The organism is Pelagicoccus albus, from assembly GCF_014230145.1.
In the GTDB taxonomy this organism is placed as follows: domain Bacteria; phylum Verrucomicrobiota; class Verrucomicrobiia; order Opitutales; family Opitutaceae; genus Pelagicoccus; species Pelagicoccus albus.
In genome coordinates this window covers 530,428-551,993 of sequence record NZ_JACHVC010000013.1, presented here as the reverse complement: position 1 = coordinate 551,993, position 21,566 = coordinate 530,428, and the positions used below count along the sequence as shown (strand labels likewise).

Annotated in this window: 16 protein-coding genes; 8 read left to right on the top strand and 8 right to left on the bottom strand. The window is 52.4% G+C overall.

What is annotated here, in order from left to right:
• Nucleotides 1-40: 40 nt before the first annotated feature.
• The gene (locus tag H5P27_RS17600) at nt 41-1,339 is read left to right on the top strand and encodes a cytosine deaminase (protein WP_185661736.1); all 1,299 of its coding nucleotides are present in this window, start codon (nt 41-43) and stop codon (nt 1,337-1,339) included.
• On the opposite strand, the gene H5P27_RS17595 is transcribed toward H5P27_RS17600, so the two are convergent.
• Entirely contained in the window at nt 1,336-2,967 is a 1,632-nt protein-coding gene (locus H5P27_RS17595; RefSeq protein ID WP_185661735.1) for a bifunctional UDP-sugar hydrolase/5'-nucleotidase, read from the bottom strand. The two genes, H5P27_RS17600 and H5P27_RS17595, sit on opposite strands and share 4 nt — an antisense overlap.
• On the opposite strand from H5P27_RS17595, the gene H5P27_RS17590 reads away from it, so the two are divergent.
• The 3 genes from H5P27_RS17590 (at nt 2,966) to H5P27_RS17580 (ending at nt 5,234) form a co-directional block, all read left to right on the top strand.
• Complete coding sequence (locus tag H5P27_RS17590; protein ID WP_185661734.1) at nt 2,966-3,463, top strand: DUF2165 family protein; 498 nt, start codon at nt 2,966-2,968, stop codon at nt 3,461-3,463. The genes H5P27_RS17595 and H5P27_RS17590 overlap by 2 nt on opposite strands.
• Nucleotides 3,460-4,698 (top strand): amidohydrolase family protein, encoded by a 1,239-nt coding sequence (locus H5P27_RS17585; protein ID WP_221774779.1) that lies wholly within the window; start codon nt 3,460-3,462, stop codon nt 4,696-4,698. The genes H5P27_RS17590 and H5P27_RS17585 overlap by 4 nt, the downstream gene beginning before the upstream one ends.
• Before the next feature lie 71 nt (nt 4,699-4,769).
• Nucleotides 4,770-5,234 carry a RidA family protein gene (locus H5P27_RS17580; RefSeq protein WP_185661733.1) on the top strand — a complete coding sequence of 155 codons (465 nt, stop codon included), beginning with the start codon at nt 4,770-4,772 and terminating at the stop codon, nt 5,232-5,234.
• A gap of 20 nt (nt 5,235-5,254) precedes the next feature.
• Here H5P27_RS17580 and H5P27_RS17575 read toward each other — a convergent pair whose 3' ends face one another.
• The 6 genes from H5P27_RS17575 to H5P27_RS17550 form a co-directional block, all read right to left on the bottom strand.
• Nucleotides 5,255-8,368, bottom strand: a complete 3,114-nt coding sequence (locus tag H5P27_RS17575; RefSeq protein WP_185661732.1) for an efflux RND transporter permease subunit — start codon at nt 8,366-8,368, stop codon at nt 5,255-5,257.
• A 2-nt stretch (nt 8,369-8,370) separates the two neighbouring features.
• Nucleotides 8,371-9,591: an efflux RND transporter periplasmic adaptor subunit gene (locus tag H5P27_RS17570; protein WP_185661731.1), complete on the bottom strand. Its 1,221-nt coding sequence runs from the start codon at nt 9,589-9,591 to the stop codon at nt 8,371-8,373.
• Nucleotides 9,592-9,597: 6 nt separating this feature from the next.
• The gene (locus H5P27_RS17565; RefSeq protein ID WP_185661730.1) at nt 9,598-11,010 is read right to left on the bottom strand and encodes an efflux transporter outer membrane subunit; all 1,413 of its coding nucleotides are present in this window, start codon (nt 11,008-11,010) and stop codon (nt 9,598-9,600) included.
• 108 nt (nt 11,011-11,118) lie between these two features.
• Nucleotides 11,119-11,844 (bottom strand): SDR family oxidoreductase, encoded by a 726-nt coding sequence (locus tag H5P27_RS17560; protein ID WP_185661729.1) that lies wholly within the window; start codon nt 11,842-11,844, stop codon nt 11,119-11,121.
• Between the two features lie 26 nt (nt 11,845-11,870).
• Nucleotides 11,871-13,694: a subtype B tannase gene (locus tag H5P27_RS17555; RefSeq protein WP_221774778.1), complete on the bottom strand. Its 1,824-nt coding sequence runs from the start codon at nt 13,692-13,694 to the stop codon at nt 11,871-11,873.
• Nucleotides 13,695-13,816: 122 nt separating this feature from the next.
• Nucleotides 13,817-14,542: a siderophore-interacting protein gene (locus H5P27_RS17550; protein WP_185661727.1), complete on the bottom strand. Its 726-nt coding sequence runs from the start codon at nt 14,540-14,542 to the stop codon at nt 13,817-13,819.
• Nucleotides 14,543-14,678: 136 nt separating this feature from the next.
• On the opposite strand from H5P27_RS17550, the gene H5P27_RS17545 reads away from it, so the two are divergent.
• Nucleotides 14,679-15,161: a MarR family winged helix-turn-helix transcriptional regulator gene (locus H5P27_RS17545; RefSeq protein ID WP_185661726.1), complete on the top strand. Its 483-nt coding sequence runs from the start codon at nt 14,679-14,681 to the stop codon at nt 15,159-15,161.
• A 52-nt stretch (nt 15,162-15,213) separates the two neighbouring features.
• Here H5P27_RS17545 and H5P27_RS17540 read toward each other — a convergent pair whose 3' ends face one another.
• Nucleotides 15,214-15,807 (bottom strand): TetR/AcrR family transcriptional regulator, encoded by a 594-nt coding sequence (locus H5P27_RS17540; protein ID WP_185661725.1) that lies wholly within the window; start codon nt 15,805-15,807, stop codon nt 15,214-15,216.
• Between the two features lie 186 nt (nt 15,808-15,993).
• On the opposite strand from H5P27_RS17540, the gene H5P27_RS17535 reads away from it, so the two are divergent.
• From H5P27_RS17535 to H5P27_RS17525, 3 genes are read left to right on the top strand one after another with little or no spacing between them, the layout of a single operon-like run.
• Nucleotides 15,994-17,379: an efflux transporter outer membrane subunit gene (locus H5P27_RS17535; protein WP_185661724.1), complete on the top strand. Its 1,386-nt coding sequence runs from the start codon at nt 15,994-15,996 to the stop codon at nt 17,377-17,379.
• A gap of 36 nt (nt 17,380-17,415) precedes the next feature.
• Nucleotides 17,416-18,501: an efflux RND transporter periplasmic adaptor subunit gene (locus H5P27_RS17530; RefSeq protein WP_185661723.1), complete on the top strand. Its 1,086-nt coding sequence runs from the start codon at nt 17,416-17,418 to the stop codon at nt 18,499-18,501.
• A 19-nt stretch (nt 18,502-18,520) separates the two neighbouring features.
• Nucleotides 18,521-21,553 (top strand): efflux RND transporter permease subunit, encoded by a 3,033-nt coding sequence (locus H5P27_RS17525; protein WP_185661722.1) that lies wholly within the window; start codon nt 18,521-18,523, stop codon nt 21,551-21,553.
• Nucleotides 21,554-21,566 lie beyond the last annotated feature (13 nt).

The window sequence follows — 21,566 nt, the reverse complement described above, 5'->3', positions numbered from 1 at the left end:
CCTAGGGACGAGTTTAGACCCTCTAAAGAAACAAATATACATGACATTGGACGATCAGCCGAATGCTACTTTAATCGCGAAAGCGCCTCGATGCCTGCTTCCAGAAAAGCTCGAATTACGAGAAGATGCGGAAGGATTAAGTGTCGTGAAAATTGTGCTTGAGGGCGATACGGTGAAGTCCATTTCGCAACACGATGAGAAGCCCGAAGAAGGTTGCCTAGACGTTAGCGACCAGCTTCTGTTTCCGGGGTTCTTGGACGCTCACACACATTTGGACAAGGCTCACAGTTGGGAGCGGGCTCCTAACCGATCCGGTACTTTCGATGAAGCGCTCAAGAACTTGTTTAAGGACAAAGTTCATTGGACTGAGGAAGATGTCTATGCACGCGCGAACTACTCGCTCGAGTGCGCCTATGCCTATGGAACTGTGGCGCTTCGCACGCACGTGGATACGGGCTTGGATTGGGCGGAACGCAGTTACAAAGCCCTCAGTCAGCTACGAGAAGACTGGAAAGGAAAGGTCGATTTGCAGATGGTAAGCCTTTGTCGAGTCGACGACTACGCAACGGATAAGGGCGAGGCTCTTGCAGACCTTCCCATTCGATACGGAGCCAATGCCTTGGGTGGCATGCCGCTCATGAACCCTGAACTTGATTCGCAACTTGATCGCCTCTTGGGATTCGCGAAAGAAAGGGGTGTCGGATTGGACTTGCACGTAGACGAAAGCGGCAATCCAGATGCGGACTGTCTGTCAGCGGTCGCTCGTGCTGTTATACGTAATGAATTCACAAATACAGTCGTGTGCGGACACTGTTGCAGTCTTGCCGTTAGGCCGATCGAAAAGCAAAAAGAGACGCTCGAACTGGTGAAAGAAGCGGGACTGAAAATCGTTTCCTTGCCCATGTGCAACTTGTATCTGCAGGATCGCAGAGGAGTCGGTGATACTATCCAAACTCCGTATTGGAGAGGGATTACTTTAGCGCATGAATTCATGGAACGAGGGGTCCCTTTCGCTTGCGCCAGCGACAATGTGCGGGATGCATTTTATGCGTTTGGCGATTTCGATATGCTGGAAGTCTACCGCGAGTCGGTTCGCATCGGCCACCTAGATCGTCGCTTGCAGGAATCAACGACGGTGGTGACATCGCAAGCGGCTTCGCTGATGGATTTGGGAGAAAAAGGTTTTGGAAGAATTGCACCGGGGGCTCCTGCACGTTTCGTAAAATTCGCTGCTAGTAGTCTAAGCCAGTTGCTAAGCCGACCTCGAATCGACCGGCAGCTGTTCTTGGAAGGGAGCTTTAAGTCTTTAGAAATTCCGCCATATCGGAAACTCGTCTAGTCGGTCGACAGGAACGTGAAGCGTTTCTGCGAGCTAGGTGGAATTTGAACTCCGTGTTCTTTGGCTTGTTTCCAGAGGGTTTCTCGAATCGAAGGTCCTGCTACTTTGAAGCTAGGAAAGTCTAGGCCTGCGGATTGGAAGAGATTTGAATATCCGCCCGCTCCGGAGGCCACGTAGCTGTGGGTGTAGAGTTCGAGTGTGTCGAACTGGTTGGGGTGGAAGTCCATGTCTTTGTAGGCGGCCCTCATGAGCTTCGGAGAATCCTGGCTGAGCTCGACCTCGTAAGAGAGCTTTCCGTCGAAGTGTAGAATTCCAATATCATCCCGGTATCCCGGAGGCTCCAGGACCCGCCTGGTATTTAATTCCAAGATCCTTGGCAGCAAACACCATGGAATGGTCGCCTTGTAAAGTTGGTCGCCGTAGGGGAATAGTTGATACCATTCTGCTTTGCTTAAGCTTCCATTAAGCCTGCGGTTTCCCATGAATGCGCAGCCGATCGCGATCAGCCTTGCATTGTCACGTGCTGGCGGAAGGGAGGCGGAGATCTGATCGCAAACCCAGTTCAATGTGCTTGATTGGCCGCGGTACCGGTCTGTCCAGGGATCCTCTTCCTGTAGTTTCTCTACCTGCACGTCGATTTCGCCAGCTGCGAGTATCAGCTGATTGGCAGCGGCTACCATGTTCGTTTCGGCTTGAGAGATAGTGGAAGTCTGAAACTTGGAGATTGGTATTGTGGAGCAAGTCCATCGATTCGACACGCTCCAAACTGCCTTGTTGTAGACGCTTAGCCCCAATCCCGCTTGTATGTAGTTGGTAGTCTGTGGAGACTTTTCGATGGATGGAATCAATTGATGGGTATGGGCTCCGCAGAGCAGCACGCCCGGCGGAAGCTGGTCGAGCAAAGCTTTGTCGTAAGTGGTTCCGTTATGCGAAAGGACAACCACGATGTTCGCTAGAGATTGAGCATCTGCTATACGATTACCAAGTGCCTTGGCCGGATCTACAAAGTCGGAATACGGATCTGGAATGTGGTTCGTGTTCGCGAGGCCCAAGACTGCGACCCGTTTGTCCAAAAAATCGAAGAGGACGATGTCGTGAGTCACGCGATTGAGCGGGGAGGAAGTTGTTAGATTGCTCGCAATGAAGAGGGGAAAGTCGCGAGGCGCTTTTTCAACTAGGCTTTCTATCCCCCAGTCCAAATCATGGTTGCCCGGGCAGATCGCATCTACTCCATAGGCGTTGAGGTATTCGTACAAGGGATTCGGAACGGGGCCCTCTTTTTCCATAAAAAGATCCCATGGTTCTCCGCCTCCAAAGTCATCCCCTCCATTTAAAAGTAGCGAATCTCCAGCCTCTGATTCCCTGAATTTGGCGAGGGAGGCGAGTCGACAGGCTTCAGGATCTGAAAGCGATAAGTGCTTACCGTGGGCGTCCGAAAAGTAGAACACGGAGAGTGTTGTTTGAGACGCCTCAGGCTTTGGGGGCAAGGTGACCCCATCCGAGCTGGGTAACCAAATGCGGAGATAATTTCTGTGGGGAGTTTCTCTGCAAATCCAAGGCATCTCTAGCGGCAAAGCAAAATGGGTGCCGTAGTTCTGTTGGCCGAAATCTTGCTGATGGGTGGCCATGCCGATTCGCCTTTGTAAAATTGCCCTGACTGCCGCTTCTGTTCCGTTTCTGCTTCTCGTTGTATTTAACAACATCACCGACTACGGATCCAATTACGCCTTTGTGGAAGGTGTCCTCAAGATGGATACAACTTTCGAAGGGAATGGGGCTATGTGGCGTTCAATTGATTCACCTTGGGTCTATCATGTTTTCTACGCCACGATTATTTGCTGGGAGTTCGTTTCCATGGTGATTCTCGGGATGGGTGTCCTTCGCCTATACAAAGCCCGTGGCAAGAGCGCTGCGGAATTCAACAAGGCCAAAGGGCTAGCTGTTTTGGGACTGACTGTGAGCATGCTGCAGTGGTACTTGGCCTTCCTCGTAGTGGGAGCGGAGTGGTTCCTGATGTGGCAATCCAACTCCTTCAACGGACAGGACGCCGCGACGCGTATGTTTCTCACAATGGGAATCTCGCTGCTTTTCCTGATTTCTAAGGACAGCGAGTTGGAGTCATGATTGAAGCGATGGTTTTCCGGGATGCCGTGGCATTGCTGGGAACTGAACTACAGCCGTTTCTTTGCGAAAAAATAGTAGTCGAGAAGGGGGTTTTTAGCGAGATTCAGCCTGTGCGACCCGTATCTGAGGTTGCTGGCTGCGGGCTGGTGCTCGTCCCTGGGCTATGCAACGCTCATACCCATGTCGGCGACTCGCCACTGCAAGATGGCACGGATGGTTTGACGCTGGAAGAGGGCTTTTTTCGGCCTCATGGATACAAGTATCGTGAGCTTGGCAAGATGAGCGAAGCGGTTCAATTGCCGCATTTGGTCGAGCAATTGTCGTTTATGGTTCGGACCGGCACTACCATGCATATCGATTTTCGAGAGCAGGGCGTAGAGGGCGCGAAACTTCTGAAAAAGGCATCTGCAGCAGCTGGGATTAAGTCGCTCATCCTGTCGCAATTCCAAGATTCGCCTCTTACGGAGGAGCAATTACTTGAGGATCAGGCAGCTCTAAGAGAGGAGGTTCAATCCGAATTCGAGCGAATGCTAGATGTAGCAGATGGGTTTAGCGAAAGCACCATGAACGATCTGACCAGTGTCGCTTGGAAGTGGATACAATGGGCTACAAAGCGGAAGGGGAAACTGCGAGCAATCCATTGTCTTGAAAATGAAGGCTATCGAAATCGCAGTTTGGAAATTGCCGGTAAGGGCGATCTTCAGAGGGCGATAGAGTTGTATGACCCGCATTTGATAGTGCATTTGACGGTAGCAAACGACGAGGAGATAGAGTTGCTCGCGAGTTCCGGAAAGGTTGCGGTGCTTAATCCTCGAGCCAACGCGAATCTGGGCCTTCCGCTACCGCCTGTCGCCAAACTGATGAAAGCCGGAGTCCCGCTGCTGCTCGGCACAGACAACGTAATGCTCAATGCGCCAAACATGCTGGCGGAACTCGATTTTACCTACAAGCTGGCGAAGAGCCAATTCGGCGATGCAAGAGGTCCGAGTTCTACGAGTATCCTGAAAATGGCGACGACGAACCTTAGCCATGTACTTCCGGGTATCGGAGAGGTAGGTATCGGGGAGGGAAAAACGGCAGACTTTTTTGTAGTGGATTTTAGGAATCCTCGTATCGCTTACACCCGAAACTTGGTCGCCAGTTTAGTAACCCGACTTTATCCTGAGGACGTAGTTTTGACAGTACGAGAAGGGAAGGTATTGTACCGGAATGCTGCGTTCGAGTCTTATTCCTAAGAGCGTATTGAGCTACAATATAAAGTCGTAACGCCAATTTGAGGACAGTTTAGAATCTGATAGAGAACACGATGAGCTTGATTGAAGAAAAACTAGAAGAAATGGGTTTGACCCTACCAGAACCGCCCTCGCCGGGAGGGAATTATGTTCCTCACAAGAAGGTGGGTAACTTAGTATACCTTGCCGGAGTGATCTGTATCCAAAATGGCGTACTCAGTCATGAGGGGCAAGTGGGCAGCGACCAGACCATCGAATCTGGCTATGAAGCAGCTAAGGTTTGTGCCTTGAACGCCTTGGCGGCAATCAAGGGAGCGGTGGGAGATTTCGATAAATTGCGAGAGATCGTATACATGTCCGGATACGTGAATGCGGTGTCTGGATTTGACAGCAGTCCGCTCGTTATAAACGGGGCGAGTGATCTATTTATCGAGTTGCTAGGAGAAAAAGGCATGCACGCTCGAGCCGCGGTTGCGGTTGCGGGATTACCCAAAAACGCGACAGTCGAAATCCAGCTCGTGGTCCATGTGGACGATTAAATAGCTCTTATGGTGCAGCCTTAACTCGCGGTCGGCGATTTACGGAACATATCTTTAATGTCCTCAAAGGTTAAGTACAAGCAGGGGACGAGTACTAAAATGATCCCGGTGGTGAATACGATTCCGAAACCGAGCGAGATTGCCATTGGGATCAGGTACTGAGCTTGCATCGAGCTTTCCGAGATGATGGGGATCAGGCCACAGGCGGTCGTCAAGGTCGTGAGCATGATCGGGCGGAAGCGTCGTAGTCCGGCTTGGTGAATGGCATCGAAGGTGGATGTCTTCTTCCTCTGCCGATTGGCAAAATCCACCATGATCAGTGAGTCGTTTACCACGACGCCTGAGAGCGCGATCATCCCCATCAGACTGATTAGCGACAAATCGTATCCAAGAATCATGTGTCCGATGATCGCTCCAATGGCTCCGAAGGGGATGGCCACCAGAACGATGAGCGGCTGGATATAGCTGCCGAAGGCTACAGCGAGGAGGGCGTAGATGACGAAGATGGCGAGGCCGAGTCCACCGTAGAGGACCTGGGTAGACTCTCTCATGTCTGCTTGGCTTCCCTCGAAGGTCCAAGTCAAGCCAGGGTAGTCGGCTCGAAGCTCCGGCAGCACCTCTGTTTCGAAAGCGGTAATGACTTGTCCAAGCGTGCGTTTGGGTTCCACGTCCATGGATACAGATACGACACGTCGGCCGTCGCGTCGATTGATGGAGGTGAAGGCCTCCCCGTAGCTGATATCGGCCACGTCGAGGAGCGGCACTTCTGTGCCGTTAGGCGTGCGAATGACGAGATCTTCGAAGTTGTGGATGTCCTTCCGTTCCTCGAGCGGGAGCTTAACGCGAACTTCGATCTCGTTGGTTCCTCTTAATTGTCGCGTCGCTAGTGCACCGAAAAATGAGTTGCGGACTTGTTCACCGAGGTCGTCTTCAGTTAGCCCTAGAGCACGACCTTCAGGGCGTAGCTTTATGTCGATTTGCTTTTTGCCCTTGTTGTAGTTGTCGCTGACGTCCCTTGTATTGGTAAAGCTCTCTGCTCGCTCCACGAACGCGTAGGTCGCCTGTTCGAGGACGTCGATATCATTATGGCTGAGATCGATGCTTATGTCCTGGCGAGCACCGCCCGGACCGCTCTCCGCCTCGAAAGTAACTTGATGAACGCCGGGAATATCTCCGATTTCCTGTCTCCAAAGTTCAATGACTTCCGCCGCGGTCATAGTGCTTTCTTCTGGAGGACGCATGACTATTTCCACGTCGATGAAGCTACCTCCACGGATATTTGTCTTAACGCCTTCTGCCGCCTCGTAGAGATTATGCTCTTCGAACATTCGCTGGGTTGACTCAGTTATTTCCCGAGCGACGCGAGCAGCCTGATCTGGCGTGACTCCCACTGGTAGGCGTACGCCTGCCTCGATTTCATCGGCAGAAACTTCAGGCATGTTGATCATGCCCATGTGGGCGCTGGTCGCGTAACCGCCGACGATGGCAAATAGGGCGATGGTGGCGACGAGAGTCAGGTAGCGTGCCCGGAGGCAAACGTCTAAAAAGCGTCGGTAGTAGTTGTTGACGAAGCCGTCGAATTTTCGAGCTACCTTCTGCTGGAGGTGGTGGATTCTGTTTCCTATCCGAGTGCGACCGCCTTCTTTGGTGTGGGCGAGGTGAGCTGGAAGGATGAACAGAGCTTCTACGAGAGATATCGTGAGAACGATAATAACGACTGCGGGAAGGGGCCACCAAAACATACCGGTCTCTCCCGGGATGAAGAGAAGCGGAATGAAGGCTACGATATTGGTAAGAATGCTAAAGATTACTGGACCGCTGATTTCTTTGGCTCCGCGTATCGAGGCAGTCATTACATCCATGCCTTGTTGCCGGTACTCATAGATGTTTTCTCCTACCACGATTGCGTCGTCCACCACAATTCCCAGCACTACGAGGAAGGCGAACATGGAGACCATGTTGATACTCAAATCGGCGACTGGCAGAAACATGATACCTCCGACGAATGAGACGGTCATACCAGCCATGACCCAGAAGGCTAACCTGATCTCCAAGAAGATGGAAAGGATGGCCAACACGATGAAGGCAGCGAGCACTCCGTTTTCAATTAGGAGCGACAAGCGTTGTTTATACTCGTCGGCAGAGTTGCTGTCGATTCGCCAATCCACGCCCGGGGGAAGGGTCGTTTCGAAATCTGCCATGATCTCGTCAACGGCGGCGGAGATATCCAGCGGCGACTGATTGCCGATGCGATATATGTTAACTTGAATCGAAAGCTCTTGGTTGAACTGTGACGGAAAACTACCTTCGGCGAAACCATCTGTGATAGTGGCTATGTCCTTTAGTTTCACGCTGGCTCCACTCTCGCCGCTAATGATTTCGATTTCTCCGAATTCTTCGGCCCATTGTTTCCGCCCTTTTGTCCGCAGCAAGATTTCGCCAGTCTGAGTCTCTACGGACCCGGCTGAAATGTCAGAACTGGAACTGGAAATAATGTCTGCGACCTCCCCTAAGGTTAACTGGTAAGTTCGCAAAGTGGCACGTGGGATCTCTACATGCGTCACGTAATCAGGGGCGTTGCGTAACTCGACTTGAGTGATACGGGGATCGCCCAACATTTGGTCCCGCAATTGTTCGGCCATCTTGCGCAAGGACCATTGGGTGGCTTTACCATAGATGACGATATTGAGAACGCTACGCTGGTTCGATTGGAGGCTTACCTGTGGTTCGTCGATATCGTCAGGGAAGGTACGAATGCGATTTACGGCTTGATCGATGTCTTGGAAGACCTGCATGCGATCAGCTCCCTGTACCAATTCTATGGTTACAGATCCCGAGCCTTCGCGAGCCACCGAAGTGATCTCCTTTATTCCATCCACTCCGCGTACGGTTTCCTCGACCGGCAAAATTATCCCTTGCTCGACTTCAGCCGGAGCTGCTCCTGGGTAGCCGACGCTGACCGTAACGACGTCCAGTTGGAATTCAGGCAGGACCTCCTTCTGTATGTTGATCGCGGTGAAAATTCCACCTAGCAGGAGAACGATCATCAAAAGATTTGCCGCCACGGGATTGCGAACCATCCAAGCGATAGCGCCACCCGAAAGGGTGTTGTCTGTTTTGGGTTTGGGCTCCATCCTTATTCGACTGTGAGAGGTTCGTCTTCGGTCCGCAGAGCTGCGCCTTCGACCACTGAGCTGAGGCTAGTGGCTACAATTTCATCCTCTTCACCGAGGCCAGCGCTGATGTAGGCGCTACTGGAATCGAGAAAAGCAATGTCGACTGGGACTATTCGCAAGACACCCTCTTGCTTCACCCAAACTGTGTTGTCTTGTCGTAAATGCGCTCGGTCGATCCGGTATACGTTTTCAATTGGTTTTCCTTCGATCGATACCTCCAGCAGCGAACCTATTATCAGTGGAGGGGTGCCTTTTTGAGCGGCCGACAATGCCAGTGGGTCTTCCACTAGAATTTGTACGCGAGCCAAACGTGTGGTTGAGTCGAGAGAGCCTATGAATTGATCCACAAAACCGATACGCGACACCTTCGACGGCCATGCCGTTTTATTGCGAAGGGTGGCCTTCGACCCAACGCTCCCGTCATCTGTACGGAAGCTGATGTTTTGGAGTTTGTCCAAAGGAATGGAGGCTACGACCCAGTAGGCTTGTGTTCCCGCAAGCTGAGCGAGTTCTGTCCCACTGTCGACTTGCGATCCGATAGACACCTCGCGACTCAAGATCTGGGCGTCAAAGGGGGCGACCACGTTTGTCCTTTGAAGGAGGAGTTCGGCTTGTTTCAGGTCTGCTTCGGCGGTGGCTACTTCGGCTTGAGCCAGCTTAAGCTGAGGCTGGCGTAAGGCGAGGGAGCGGTCCGACCAGTCTATATTGTCGCCAACTAGTTCCAAATCCATTTCGGCCACCTTCTGGTACCCGAGTTCGAGCTCCAAGTTCGCTTGAGCTTGCTCCAGAGCGCTTTGGGCGCGAGCGACGTCGTTTTCGAAATCGGCTGGATCAATCTTAAGAAGATGGTCCCCTTTTTTGACATGCTGGCCTGCTTCGAACAGGGAAGATATTTCGACCACTTCCCCAGTTACTCTAGCCTGCAATCCAACCGACTCTTTGGCTTGTACGTTCCCCATGACGTTGATTTGCGGAGCGAAGGTGCCAAATTCCGCTTTTGTGGTTTCCACTAGCATGGGTGTCCTACGGCTGGCAGCCACATTTTGAGCGGTGGGCTCGGTTGTGTTGATAAGGAAAAGAATCGCTGCGGTAGCGAGTAGGATGAGGACACTTATGCCGACGGTTAGTTTCCAGCCCAATGGCTTTGAGTCCTCGTTGCTCGGTTTTTTGGATGTTGTCATGTTGGACTAGTTTTCTTGGGCTGTATCAAAATTCTCGCGACCATTAGAGATCGTACCGGCAAGTGCTCTGTATAGAGTGACGCGTTGCTCGAGCACCATTCTTTGCAATTCTACCAAATCCCGCTGCAGGGATTGGACGTTGAGCAAAGCAGTGAGCACATCGAGGTATTCGGATACGCCGTTAGAGTACTCTGTCTGGAGGATTTTGTACGACCTTTCGGCTAGATTCAGTTGCCGGTTTTTGCTCTGTAATCGATCGGACAAGGATCTCTCCAGAACTAGGCTGTCTTCAACCTCTTGCAGGGCCACCAACATCGTTTGGCGGTAATTAGCGAGTCGACTCTCGAGAATGGCGCGGCTGCGTTCTGTTTCCGCTTTGCGGGCACCACCCTCAAATATGGGCGCTAGAACTTGAGCTGATAGGTTCTGTATCCACGTATCAAATAAGCTGGATGGGGAGTCTCCGATGGATGCAAGGCTCCCTCCGAGACTCAAGCTCGGGTAACGATCCGCGATCGAAGCGGCTAGATTTGCATTGGCTGCGGAGAGTGAGTTGAATGCGGCGAGAACATCGGGACGCCGTTCGAGTAGTTTCGCAGGAACCCCAGTCGCGGGTAGGGGCGGGAGCTCGGGGAGTTTCGAAGTGGTTCGGTCGCTTCCTTTTTCGAGTGGGCTGGTCCCAAGTAGTACGCTCATCGCATTTTGCTGTACTTCGATACTGGCAGCGATTTCTATGAGCTGCTCCTTACTGCTTTCAACTAGCTGTTCCTGTCGGAGGATATCGGAGCTGCGAACTAGGCCGCCTCCGAATCGAGTTTGCAGCGATTTGAGGGCGTCCTCATTAGCCTGTAGTTGCTGGCCAATCAGTTCCCTTTGCTTGAGAGATTCTGAGAGTCCGAAGTGTAGTATCGCCACCTGGGCAGCCAGGCTTTGCATCGCGCTTTGATAGTCGTAGTAGCTCGCTTCGAATTCGAATTTCGAAGCCTTGGCTGCATTGCTAACCCTTCCCCAGAGGTCGACCTCGTAGGATGCTTCCAAACCTATTCCGTAGCTCTCTGCACTAGGGGCGTTTTCCTCTTTTTCCTGCTCTGCGCTGGCTTGAAGGCTCAGAAAGGGAAACTTGGCGGAATTGGCCTGAGTGAGTACGGCCTTGGCTTGCAAGAGGTTTTGCCAGGCAATCTCGAGTGAGTTGTTTGTTTGAAAAGCTTGCTCGATTTTTTGGGCCAGAAGGGGATCGCCAAACTCATTCCACCAGGCTTCCTCTTGCTGTTTTTGGCCTAGCTCGCTGAACGAATTAGATAGTGGAAGTAGCTCCTCAGGAGGCGGTGCCGAGGTTTTTCGGGCTGTCGCGCACCCGGACAGCAAAACTACCCCGCAAAGTGGTAGTGCAATTGGTAAACAGAGTAGGCTTCTAAACATGGAAAGGCGTATCGATCGTTAATCGTTGGAAAATTTCGATCGGAATTCACAGGTGTCGTGCCCGTAATACGAGGGGTGCTCGTATCTGATTTACTAAAAGTGAGTTTTTTAAACCAAAGTTAAGCCCCCGTCGATTTGTAGTGTTTGGCCGGTGACGAAACTATTTTGCATCAGAAATAGATAGGCCTCTGCCACTTCCTCCATTGTTCCGGTTCGCCCGAGTGGGATGCGTTTCGAAAAATCTGCTTCGGTGGCACCCAACTCATCTGCGCTCATATCTTTCCAAAGAGGCGTCTTCATCCATGTGGGAGCGACGGAGTTTACCCGTGTATCGGGAGCCAGTTCCACGGCCAGTCCCTCCACTAATGTTCGGATAGCCTGATTTCCCAAAAATGCACCCGACGCATTATGGGGACGGCCTCCCGAACCCGAGGTGAACACCATGCTTCCGCCCTTCTTAATCTTCGTTGCTGCGGCACGAGCGATGCGGAGGTTGTTTTCGTATTTCTCTTCGAAGCTTTGTTTTATCGTTTGGAAATCTGTATCGGCGAATCCGCCACCCATAGCGCCGCCAGCCATCGAGACGAGGTGGTCGAATTCAGGAAGGCTTTCGAAAAAGGCCTGGACTTGCTGATCTGACGATGCCTCCACCGCCGAGGGGATCAACTCGCATCCCTCCACGGTCAAGGACTGGGCGGCTTCTTGGGCTTTTTCCAAGCTGCGACTTGTGATCGTAATCGTTTTGCAACTACGAGACAGCTTTTGGGCAAGAGTCAGTCCAATGCCGGAGGCTCCGCCAATGATTACTACGTCTTTGTTTTTTAGGTTATTCATCCTATGAATACGTTAGTTTTATCCGATTATTCCGCAAAGAATGACGCTGCTTCGCTTGCGATTAGGTTGTCGTTTTCTCCGCTAGAGCCACTGATACCGATAGCTCCCGCCAAGCTCCCTTGGTGGTAGATGGGTATTCCTCCTTGTAAGGGCACTATTCCGGGCACCGTGAGCATCGCGGTTTGGCCTTCATTGATCATATTCTCAAAGAGAGAGGAGGGGGCTCCCAGTTGGGCTGCTGTATTGGCTTTCCCAATGGCAACTTCGATCGTAACAAGCGATGCTCCGTCCATGCGTTCGAACGCGATCAAGTTACCGCTTCGGTCCACTACGGCGGCAGAAATCTTTGCTCCCATTTGTTCGGCCTTCGACTGGGCTGCGGATATAAGCATCTGGGTCGCTTCTAGATTGAGACTAAACTGCTTTTCAAAAAGAGGCTTTGAAGCGCTCGCTTCGTTTGCGCCGGTCACCTTTTCTATCCAGTTGAATAGTTGCGGCAAATCGTAGTCTCCGCTATGGGGTACATCCCATGGTAGCGTGAAATCAACCTCGTAACCTGTATTACGAAGGCGTGTGGCGAGAATCACAGGAATTGCTAGCGACGTGTCGCGGTCAATCGCTCCATGGCGAATCCTCCAGAACGGAGCGGTATCAGAAGTTTCGGTGCCGATATAGTTCATTGGGTTCATCAGCTTGATTCTGTCAGCTGCCGCAAGAGAGCTTCCCTCTGTCCCATGGGATAAGGAGAAGCGGGTGAAGTGCTGGTATTCGTTTTGCTTGTTGCCAAAAAGCTGATTTTCCGGCGTGTCGAGTTTGGTCGAGTCGAAGGCCGGAGGCGTCTTCTTCCTTGTTGCGTAAGCGACATAGGCGGGAAAGTCTATGTCTGCGACTTTCCCGTCCTGGAGTTCAATCCATTTGATCTTGTCCAGACTTACACCGTCTGAGAGAGCCGTTTGAGCAGAATCTATTACATACTGTTTGACGTGATCAGCGAAGCTCCCCGTGCCGTCTGCCTCCAAGGTCAAGGCGTTCCCGTGGCCGTCCTCTAGATGAAGACTGTTTAGGTAGGCGGGAAAAAGGGCTGCCAATTCGTTTGAGAGATCTATCTGCGAATCGTCCAGAGTGGAGGATACCTTTTCTCCCACTCGCGAGCCATCTGCTGAGCGAGTAAATCTCATATGTTCGAATTCGTTGTATCCATTGAATAACCACTCGTACGCAGTATCGGAATTATCCAAGTTAGTGATGGGGCAATAGGCGGAAGCTGCGTAAATGTCATCGCGGGCCGGAGCAGCACCCAATTCATCAAGGAAGGCGGAGTAGTCGGAATTGTTTCCAGTGGCGGCGAGTAAGGCGGAAAGGGCCCCGCCGGCGCTTGTTCCGTTTGAGATGACCTTTTCCGAATCTCCGGGAATTGTTTTGTCGTTGTATCTTAGATACCGAACGGCAGCTTTGAGGTCGACTATGGCGGCGGGGGCCTTGCCATTTTCCTCGGTTCGTCCCCGAACGCCTGGATAGGCGACGACATAGCCTTCAGAGAGAGCGTAGAAAGCGGCGTTCATGGGGCTATTCCAGCCAGGGCCTGGCTCGCCCGCGGCCGCTGGCATGTATCCACCCACATCGTTTGGCAAAAAGATGGGAGCTGAGTGTAGGTCGAATTTTCCACTCTTCGTGTTGTCGTAGTACGAAAGGGGGACGAAAATGTTGAGTTTTTGGCGGTCGGGATTGGCCGGGTTGGCGACGTAGACGATATCTTCGAATGCCCGGTAGGCGATCGTGATCCCGTCTATGGTTTGCTCCTTGTCTTGATAGGATGAGGAGTCGAATTCGAGAGAGTAGGTAGTAGCCATATTCTGTTCCGCTGAAAACCCAAGCGAGATCGCGACAAGGATAGCGAGAGGGGAAAGCGCCCGCATGCGGTATGTTTCGATCCGTAGCGTTCGAAGAAGATGTGATAGTTGCCTGAACATGATTATGCTTGAAGGGATTCTTTTACTTTATCGCGTTTCCAGTATGGCTTAACGAATACGTTTTCTTTTGGCATGGAAAAATGTTTGAGCAGAATGGATTCAACTTGAGTGATAGTGTCCTGCTCTCCAGCGCACCAAGCTACGCCTTCGCCTGCGGGTAGGGGTAAGTGTTTGAGTTTGTGGAGGAGTATGTCTTCAGACTGTATCCAATGGAATGACACATCAGCGTCTGATTTAATATTCCGTCGGTCTGCGGGATCTGGAAGTGTGACTAGCACTATCGCTTTGGTCCAGCTAGGTAGCTCCTCGACCCGGCGGTGAATCGCTGGTAGCGAGGAATTATCACCGATTAGCAGGTGCCAGTCGTAATTAGTAGGAATGATTCGTGAGCCCTTGGGGCCGCCAATTTCGGCTACGTCTCCAGGAACCGCGTTGGATGCCCAACGAGCAGCGGGACCTGTTGAGTGAGTTCCGAATTCAATTGTGAGTTCCTTGTTTTCGGGGTCATAGTCGCGAACTGTGTAGTGACGACCCAACCGCTCCCCTTCAGTAGTTTCGAGAAATAGCTTTATATGGTCGTCAAAAGAAGCGGTACGGAATCCTGCCAGGCTTTCCCCGCCAAACCTTATGCCAAGCGTGTTGGCACCTATTTTCTGAATCTCTTTTACTGCAACTGAGCGCTTTTTTAGCTCGTAGCTTACTTTTGTTATTTCCTTATCCTGTCCCATTCGATTATTGGTTGATAATGTCTACGAATGGAGAAAAGATGACAAAGTCAACAAAAAGAAGGGGCTCGGTCTCATATCCCGTCGATTGTGCGCTGAGCTTGCGCCTTTTGGCTTAGCTCTTTTTCTCGCTAGGAAAATGACTGTACCGAAAGACGAAAAACCTATGTCTGACGAGTCCTCGCAAGAAGGGGGAGCGGAGGAAATTTTTGAGGCTATCCACCGGACTATGCACCTTATTCGTGCGGAGCAGTACCGAGAACTGAAGGAAAGTCCTTTTGAGATTACCCACCTGGAAGGTAAAATTCTGAACTTTCTGGGCAGAAGCGATGGTTTAACCTTGAGCGAACTAGTTGAGCATTTTGGACGAGATAAGGGGCAGCTAGCTCGACTGACAAAGACACTTCGCGAGCAGGGGTTGGTTTGCTCAAATCCGAATTCAGAGGATCGACGAAGCTCGATTTTGCAGCTGACAGATCTGGGCAGGAAAGTGAATGATTCACTACTTGCTCGCCTAGCGAAGGTTAGCTCGCACGCGATCGAGGGGTTTACAAAGGATGAACAGAAGCAGTTTCTTTCGTACCTGGGTCGGGTTCAGAGTAATTTGAAGCCCCACGTCTAAGAGCAAAGCGCTCGGATATAGTTCCGTTAAAGAGCGACCTTCCTATGTCGTTTTACGGCGCGAGGGTCTTGCGGACCATTAGCTTTAAGGTTTCGGTTGGCGCTTTCAGGTCAAAGTCGCCGTTTGCATGTCCGGCGATTCTCAAGCCGTCGATGCAGCTCACGATGAGCACTGCGAAGCCGAGTGCGTCGATTTCTTTAGAGATGGTTCCTGTGCTCTGACCGAAACGAATGATTTTGGCGAAGCGTTCATGTAGTCGGGCATCGTAGCCGCGTATGATCTCTTGAACCTTGGGGTTCCGACTCGCTTCCGCCTTGAGCTCCGCGAGCAAACGGCCGCCAAAACCTTCTGTTGAATCTTCCCAGATTTCGTAGGCCCGCTCCAGCATGGCGTCGAGCGGGTCTCCGGTCTCAACCAAAGAGGCCAGACGTTCTTCGTAGTGCTGAGCGGAATTCTCGACCAAAGATTCGATGAGTTCCTCCTTGCCTTTGAAGTAGTGGTATAGATGTCCGGGGCTCATTTTCGCCTGCTTGCAAATGGCGGACATAGATGCCCCGTGGAAGCCCTTTTCTTCAAAGCAAATACGTGCTGCTTCGAGCACCTGTTGGCGCCGCTGCTCTATTAGTTCTGGATTTGCTGTTTTCATCTAATTCCCAGGGTCGCACCAGAACAGAAGAGAAAGTCTTCACCAAGTCTAGTTCTGGTCCCAGCTGGCCTTTTTTTGTTAAAGTAGAATGAACGTACTAAATACGGCTTGACCGCTGTCGACTTAAAAATAGAACGAACAATCTAATTAAAATGCTAAAGCTCGATATCTAGGAGTTCTGGAAAGATGAGGAGAATCTCTGCATACCTTTTGGCGAGCGTGCCAGTCGTCCTGTTGGCGGGTTGCGCTACCTTTGAGCCGCCGGCGGAGCGAGCCATCCTAGAAACAGCTCTGCCGCACATAGAATCTGTCCCAGATGCGTGGATGGCAGAAGGGGCATGGGCTGGCGAGGTCGATCCATCTTGGCTCCAGGCCCTCGCAGCTCCGGGATTGGAAGCCTATGTGAGCGAGGTGCTGGAAAACAATCCGTCGCTCGCTATCGCTGAGTATCGCGTAGAGGCGGCCGCTGCAGTGGCCCGTCAAGCGAGTGGTCAACTCCAACCTAGTTTAGGTGTAGGGGCTTCAGGAATTGTGCTCGACGGTATCGGTAGTGGCGTATCCACGAGTCTTGGGGCTGATGTGATGGGGTCTTGGACAATCGATATTTTTGGAAAGCTCCGCTCTGCCAAGCTTGCGGCAGAAGCTGGTCTGCGTCGGAGCGAAGCCGAATTCCAGCAGGCTCGGCTTTCGCTGGTTGGAGCTGCGGCCAAGGCTTGGATGGATGCGGCGGAGAGCGTGCAAGTTCGCGACTTCATAGAGGAGGTCTTTCTGAACCAAGAGGAGACGTTGCGCATCGTTCGGCTCAAAGTGGAAGAGGGAAGTCAGACCGAGAAGGAACTGCGTCTTGCTGAGGCGCAAGTAAGCGGCGCTCGTGCGCAGTTGGCTAATGCCCAGATGCGAGTGGCCCTCGCCAGTCGGGTCTTAGATATTTTGGCTGGCCGATACCCGAGTGGGAATACCTCTTTCCATGTATCCACTCCGTCGAGACTAGCTTCGACTCCGACAGGGATTCCTGCGGAATTGTTGGAAAGACGTTATGACATCGTTGCGGCACGTGAGGCGGTGGTCGCTACATTCCATTTGCTTGAAGAGGCAAAGGTGGCTCGCTTGCCCTCGCTGGAGCTGACTGGGGCGGGAATCTATTCTGGGGCTGACTCTCTAGCTCTGCTCGGAATCAAAGACAGCATCTTGGGAGGCATGGCTTCGCTGACCGCTCCAATCTTCGCGGGCGGGCAGTTAAAGGAGCAAGTCCAAGTGCGGACCGCCGAGCAAGAGCAGGCAATTGCCCTGTATGGCGATGTCGTCTTGCAAGCGTTTTTGGAAGTGGAGAGTAGCTTGGAAAAAAGTCGCTGGTTGGAAGTCCGCATCGACGCATTCGCTAGCTTGGTCGAGCAAATCTCAAGAGCTCGGGATCTGGCAGGCATCCAGTACGAAGGCGGCCAAATCGACCTCTTGAGCGTTTTGCAGCTAGAAGATCGCGTCATCGAACAGCGAATACAGGAGATCTCTGCGAGATACGCAGCGTGGAGAAATCGAATCGATCTGCACATAGCCCTAGGCGGCGCATTTTAGGACAAGGAAATTCAACGAAATTAACAGGCTTAAACCATGAACGGAAACCTGAAAAAAACACTCTCAACCGCGTTGGCGGGACTTAGCCTGACATTATTCGGATGCGGTAAAAAGGAAACCGCAGTGCAAGAGCCGGTCCGACCAGTTAAGCTCTACGAAGTCGAACTGGGAACTCCTGATCGCATGTACGAGTTTCCTGGCCGAATCCAGGCCAGTCAGGAAGCGAACCTCGCTTTCGAAGTAGCTGGGCGAATTCTGGAGATGCCAGTACGCGAGGGGGAGCTAGTGCAGAAGGGGCAATTGATCGCTCGGCTTGACGACCGTGATTACGAGTCGGACCTTCACGCGGCAGAAGCTCGCTATGAGCAGGCTAAATCTGAATACGATCGACTGAAGAGCCTGTTCGATCAGAACGCCACAGCCAAGGCCGCTCTCGAAGGAGCCAAGGTCGCTTTTGAAGCCGCGACGGCTCAGCGTGACATCGCCAAGAAACGCTGGGAAGAAACTCGCGTTTACGCTCCGTTCGCCGGAGAAATTGCCCAAATCCTAGTCAACGATTTCGCAAATGTAATGCCCAAGCAGCCGATCGCGGTTGTGCAGGATATTTCTACTTTGGAAGCGGTGGTGGATATTCCCGAAACGCTGTGGATTCTTAAAGGCGAAGACGCTACGGCGGAAATGGTAACCGAAAAGGTAAGGCCCGAACTTCGGGTGACGGCGATGCCTGAGGTCTCTTTCCCGCTGCGTGTTTCGGAATTTGCGACAAGGGCGAATCCTGCAAGCCGCACCTTTCCTGTGACTCTACAATTTGAGCGACCCAGTGAAATTAGTATTCATCCCGGCATGACAGCCCGCATTCGCTTCTGGGTACCCGCGAAGGAAGACGACGCGCTCGCCGGAACATTGCTGCCGGTATCCAGTATCGATTTTCAGCCGGATGGGCAGGCTCTGGTGTGGAAGTATGATCCGTCGGCTGAGGCGGTTTCGCCTGTTGCCGTATCGGTGGGTCAGGCGAGAGCCGAGGAGATCGAAGTGACGGGAGATCTGAAGTCGGGGGACTTGATTGTAAGCTCCGGAGTTGTCCACTTGCGCGAAGGCATGCAAGTGAAGCCTTGGAAATAATTAGCCCCAAGAATCCACCATGAACTGGATACGTTACTTTTTGGAGCGACGAGTTACGACGCTCTTTCTGGCCTTCGGCCTTTTTGTGGGCGGTCTGCAAGCTTATCTCAATATGAGCAGGCTGGAAGATCCCGAGTTTACCATTAAGGACGCTCTGATCATCACTCCTTATTCGGGTGCCTCCGCTGAAGAGGTTGAGCAAGAGGTCAGCGACGAAATCGAGATCGCGGTGCAGCAACTCGGGCAGTTGGATGAAGTCATTTCCAAGTCCGAGCGAGGCTTGTCTACCGTAACGGTTACCATCAAGGACACTTACGGGGGAGCGGCTTTGCCCCAAGTCTGGGACGAGTTGCGTCACAAGGTTCACGATGCCCAATCCTCTTTGCCGCCCGGTGCGGGGCCATCGATGGTGATCGATGATTACGGCGACGTCTTTGGCGTATTCTTTGTCGTCTATGGTGCCGACTATAGTTACGCCGAGCTCAAGCGAGTCACCGACATGCTGCGCCGGGAGCTGTTGAAAGTGCAGGATGTTGGGAAGGTATCTGTTTTTGGAGAAAGGCGTGAGGCGCTCTATGTAGAGTTCAATCGAGATCGACTGGCTCTTTTAGGAATTTCTCCGGAGTCGATAGGAAGGGAGTTGCAAAACCGTAATCTGGTCGGAGGTGCCGGGCGTGTGCAGGTGGGCGACGAGTTCATCGCGATCCATCCCGACGGGGAGTTCAAGTCGCTTGCCGATATCGAAAATCTCTTGATCGATACGCATCAGGGCGGGCGTTTCTATCTGCGGGATGTTGCCAAAGTAAGCCGTGGATACGTTGACCCGAGGAGTGAAGCGGTCTACTACGCAGGGCATCCTTCCATCGGCTTGGGAATTTCGACGGTATCCGGCGGGAATGTGGTTACCATGGGAGAGGCGTTGCTGGTGCGGCTGGAGGAGCTTAAAAGTGAAATCCCGCTCGGTATGGAAATCGGTATGGTTTCCATGCAGTCCGAAGCGGTACAAGAGGCCATCAACGGCTTTGTAATCAGCCTAATCGAAGCGGTGGCCATCGTGATTGGCGTACTGCTTCTCTTCATGGGCTTGCGTAGTGGGCTCTTGATCGGGGTGGTTCTGATCCTGACCATTGTAGGGTCGTTTATGATACTTAAACCGATGGGCGTAGCCTTGGAGCGCGTTTCGCTCGGCGCTCTCATCATCGCCTTGGGTATGCTGGTGGACAATGCGATCGTAGTTGTCGATGGGATACTGGTTGGCCTAGGGCGAGGGAAGAAAGCGATGGAGGCGGCGGTCGAAGTCGTTAAGCAATCGGCGATACCTCTGCTCGGAGCCACGTTCATTGCCGTGCTGGCATTTGCTGCGATTGGCTTCTCCAAAGATAGCACTGGCGAGTTCACCCGTTCGCTTTTCCTGGTGATCCTCGTGTCGCTGCTGTTGAGCTGGGTGGTTGCGGTCACGGTTACTCCCTTGCTGGGTGTGATGTTTCTGCCAAAGGCTGAAGCGGATGGAGCAGAGCCGCACTCGAATCGAATCTATGGCTGGTACAAGTCGACTCTTCGTTTCCTGCTGCGGAATCGCTGGAAAACAGTAATGCTGGTCGGACTGGTTTTTGTATTGTCCCTCGCGGGATTCACCCAACTAAAGCAAGCCTTCTTCCCCCCGTCGACTCGCCCACAGTTCTTGGTCGATTTTTGGATGCCCCAAGGTACTCACTTTGATGTGACGGACGAGAAGTCCAGTGAATTGGCCGACTTCGTTCGAAATATGGAAGGCGTGGAAGGCGTGACAACTCTGGTTGGACAAGGCGGGCCTCGCTTTTTGCTCACCTATGTTCCGGAAAAGCCGAATGCCGCCTATGCCCAGCTTATTGTAGATGTCTCCGGTCCTGAAGTAGTTGACGATCTGATACCGGAAATCGAAGCGGAGATCGTGGAGCGTTTTCCCGATGCCTTAGGGTTCGCCTACAAGTTTGAGCTCGGGCCGGGAGCGGTGGGAAAAATCCAAGCCCGCTTCTCCGGACCGGACGAAACCGTGTTGCGCGAAATCGCGAATCAGGCTATTGCCATCATGGATGAGGAACCGGAAGCGCGGGCACCGCGTACCAATTGGCGACAGCGGGTTAAAGTGATTCGTCCCATCTTGATCGAAGAGCAAGCGAGACATCTTGGAATCGACTATCTGCAGGTGGCTCGACTAATTCGTTCTTCCTTTCAGGGTCAAGCGGTCGGACTGTTTCGCGAGGGAGATTTGTTGCTACCGATAATGCTGCGAGCTCCCGAGGCAGAGAGGCTCGAAGTGTCGGAGCTGAGATCCTTGCAGATTTGGTCCCCGGTAGCTCAGCGTTATGTGCCTTTGACGCAAGTCGTCTCGGATTTCCAGATGGAAAGCGAAGAAGGGATCATTGTACGCAAAGATCGGCAACGTTCGATCACTGTGTTTAGCGACCCGAGGAATATTACCGCTTCCGAATTGCTCGAGCGACTACGGCGAAAGATCGAGGCAATCGAACTGCCGTCAGGTTATAATTTAGAGTGGGAAGGTGAATACAAAGATACAGCCAAGGCTCAGAGTAGCCTGGCGAAGAGTATTCCACTTTTTGCGGTCATGATGGTTCTGGTGACGATCGCGCTATTCAATTCCATTCGACAACCGCTCTTGATCTGGGCCTGCGTCCCGCTGGCAACGATCGGGGTAACCGCCGGCCTACTGGTTACGGGGCAGCCCTTTGGCTTTATGGCCTTGCTCGGTTTCCTCAGCTTGAGCGGAATGCTGATCAAGAACGCGATTGTGATGATCGATGAAATCAACCTGCAGATGCTCGAAGACAAATCAGAGATGGATGCAGTGGTCGACTCCGCCACTAGCCGTCTCATGCCGGTCGGTATGGCGGCAACCACTACCGCTTTGGGAATGATACCTTTACTCTTTGACGCCTTCTTCTCAGCGATGGCGGTTACCATCGTATCGGGACTCGTGGTGGCTACTGTACTTACTATGTTAGTCCTGCCGGTCTTTTACGTGATCGGCTTTAACATAAAAGAAGAGCGGTAAGGCGGGTGGAGCC

Bases quoted from the DNA above. Each gene is read 5' to 3' on its own strand.
- H5P27_RS17600 (WP_185661736.1), top strand. From the start codon at position 41: ATGACATTGGACGATCAGCCGAATGCTACTTTAATCGCGAAAGCGCCT.
- H5P27_RS17590 (WP_185661734.1), top strand. From the start codon at position 2,966: ATGCCGATTCGCCTTTGTAAAATTGCCCTGACTGCCGCTTCTGTTCCG.
- H5P27_RS17595 (WP_185661735.1), bottom strand. From the start codon at position 2,967: ATGGCCACCCATCAGCAAGATTTCGGCCAACAGAACTACGGCACCCAT.
- H5P27_RS17585 (WP_221774779.1), top strand. From the start codon at position 3,460: ATGATTGAAGCGATGGTTTTCCGGGATGCCGTGGCATTGCTGGGAACT.
- H5P27_RS17580 (WP_185661733.1), top strand. From the start codon at position 4,770: ATGAGCTTGATTGAAGAAAAACTAGAAGAAATGGGTTTGACCCTACCA.
- H5P27_RS17575 (WP_185661732.1), bottom strand. From the start codon at position 8,368: ATGGAGCCCAAACCCAAAACAGACAACACCCTTTCGGGTGGCGCTATC.
- H5P27_RS17570 (WP_185661731.1), bottom strand. From the start codon at position 9,591: ATGACAACATCCAAAAAACCGAGCAACGAGGACTCAAAGCCATTGGGC.
- H5P27_RS17565 (WP_185661730.1), bottom strand. From the start codon at position 11,010: ATGTTTAGAAGCCTACTCTGTTTACCAATTGCACTACCACTTTGCGGG.
- H5P27_RS17560 (WP_185661729.1), bottom strand. From the start codon at position 11,844: ATGAATAACCTAAAAAACAAAGACGTAGTAATCATTGGCGGAGCCTCC.
- H5P27_RS17555 (WP_221774778.1), bottom strand. From the start codon at position 13,694: ATGGCTACTACCTACTCTCTCGAATTCGACTCCTCATCCTATCAAGAC.
- H5P27_RS17550 (WP_185661727.1), bottom strand. From the start codon at position 14,542: ATGGGACAGGATAAGGAAATAACAAAAGTAAGCTACGAGCTAAAAAAG.
- H5P27_RS17545 (WP_185661726.1), top strand. From the start codon at position 14,679: ATGACTGTACCGAAAGACGAAAAACCTATGTCTGACGAGTCCTCGCAA.
- H5P27_RS17540 (WP_185661725.1), bottom strand. From the start codon at position 15,807: ATGAAAACAGCAAATCCAGAACTAATAGAGCAGCGGCGCCAACAGGTG.
- H5P27_RS17535 (WP_185661724.1), top strand. From the start codon at position 15,994: ATGAGGAGAATCTCTGCATACCTTTTGGCGAGCGTGCCAGTCGTCCTG.
- H5P27_RS17530 (WP_185661723.1), top strand. From the start codon at position 17,416: ATGAACGGAAACCTGAAAAAAACACTCTCAACCGCGTTGGCGGGACTT.
- H5P27_RS17525 (WP_185661722.1), top strand. From the start codon at position 18,521: ATGAACTGGATACGTTACTTTTTGGAGCGACGAGTTACGACGCTCTTT.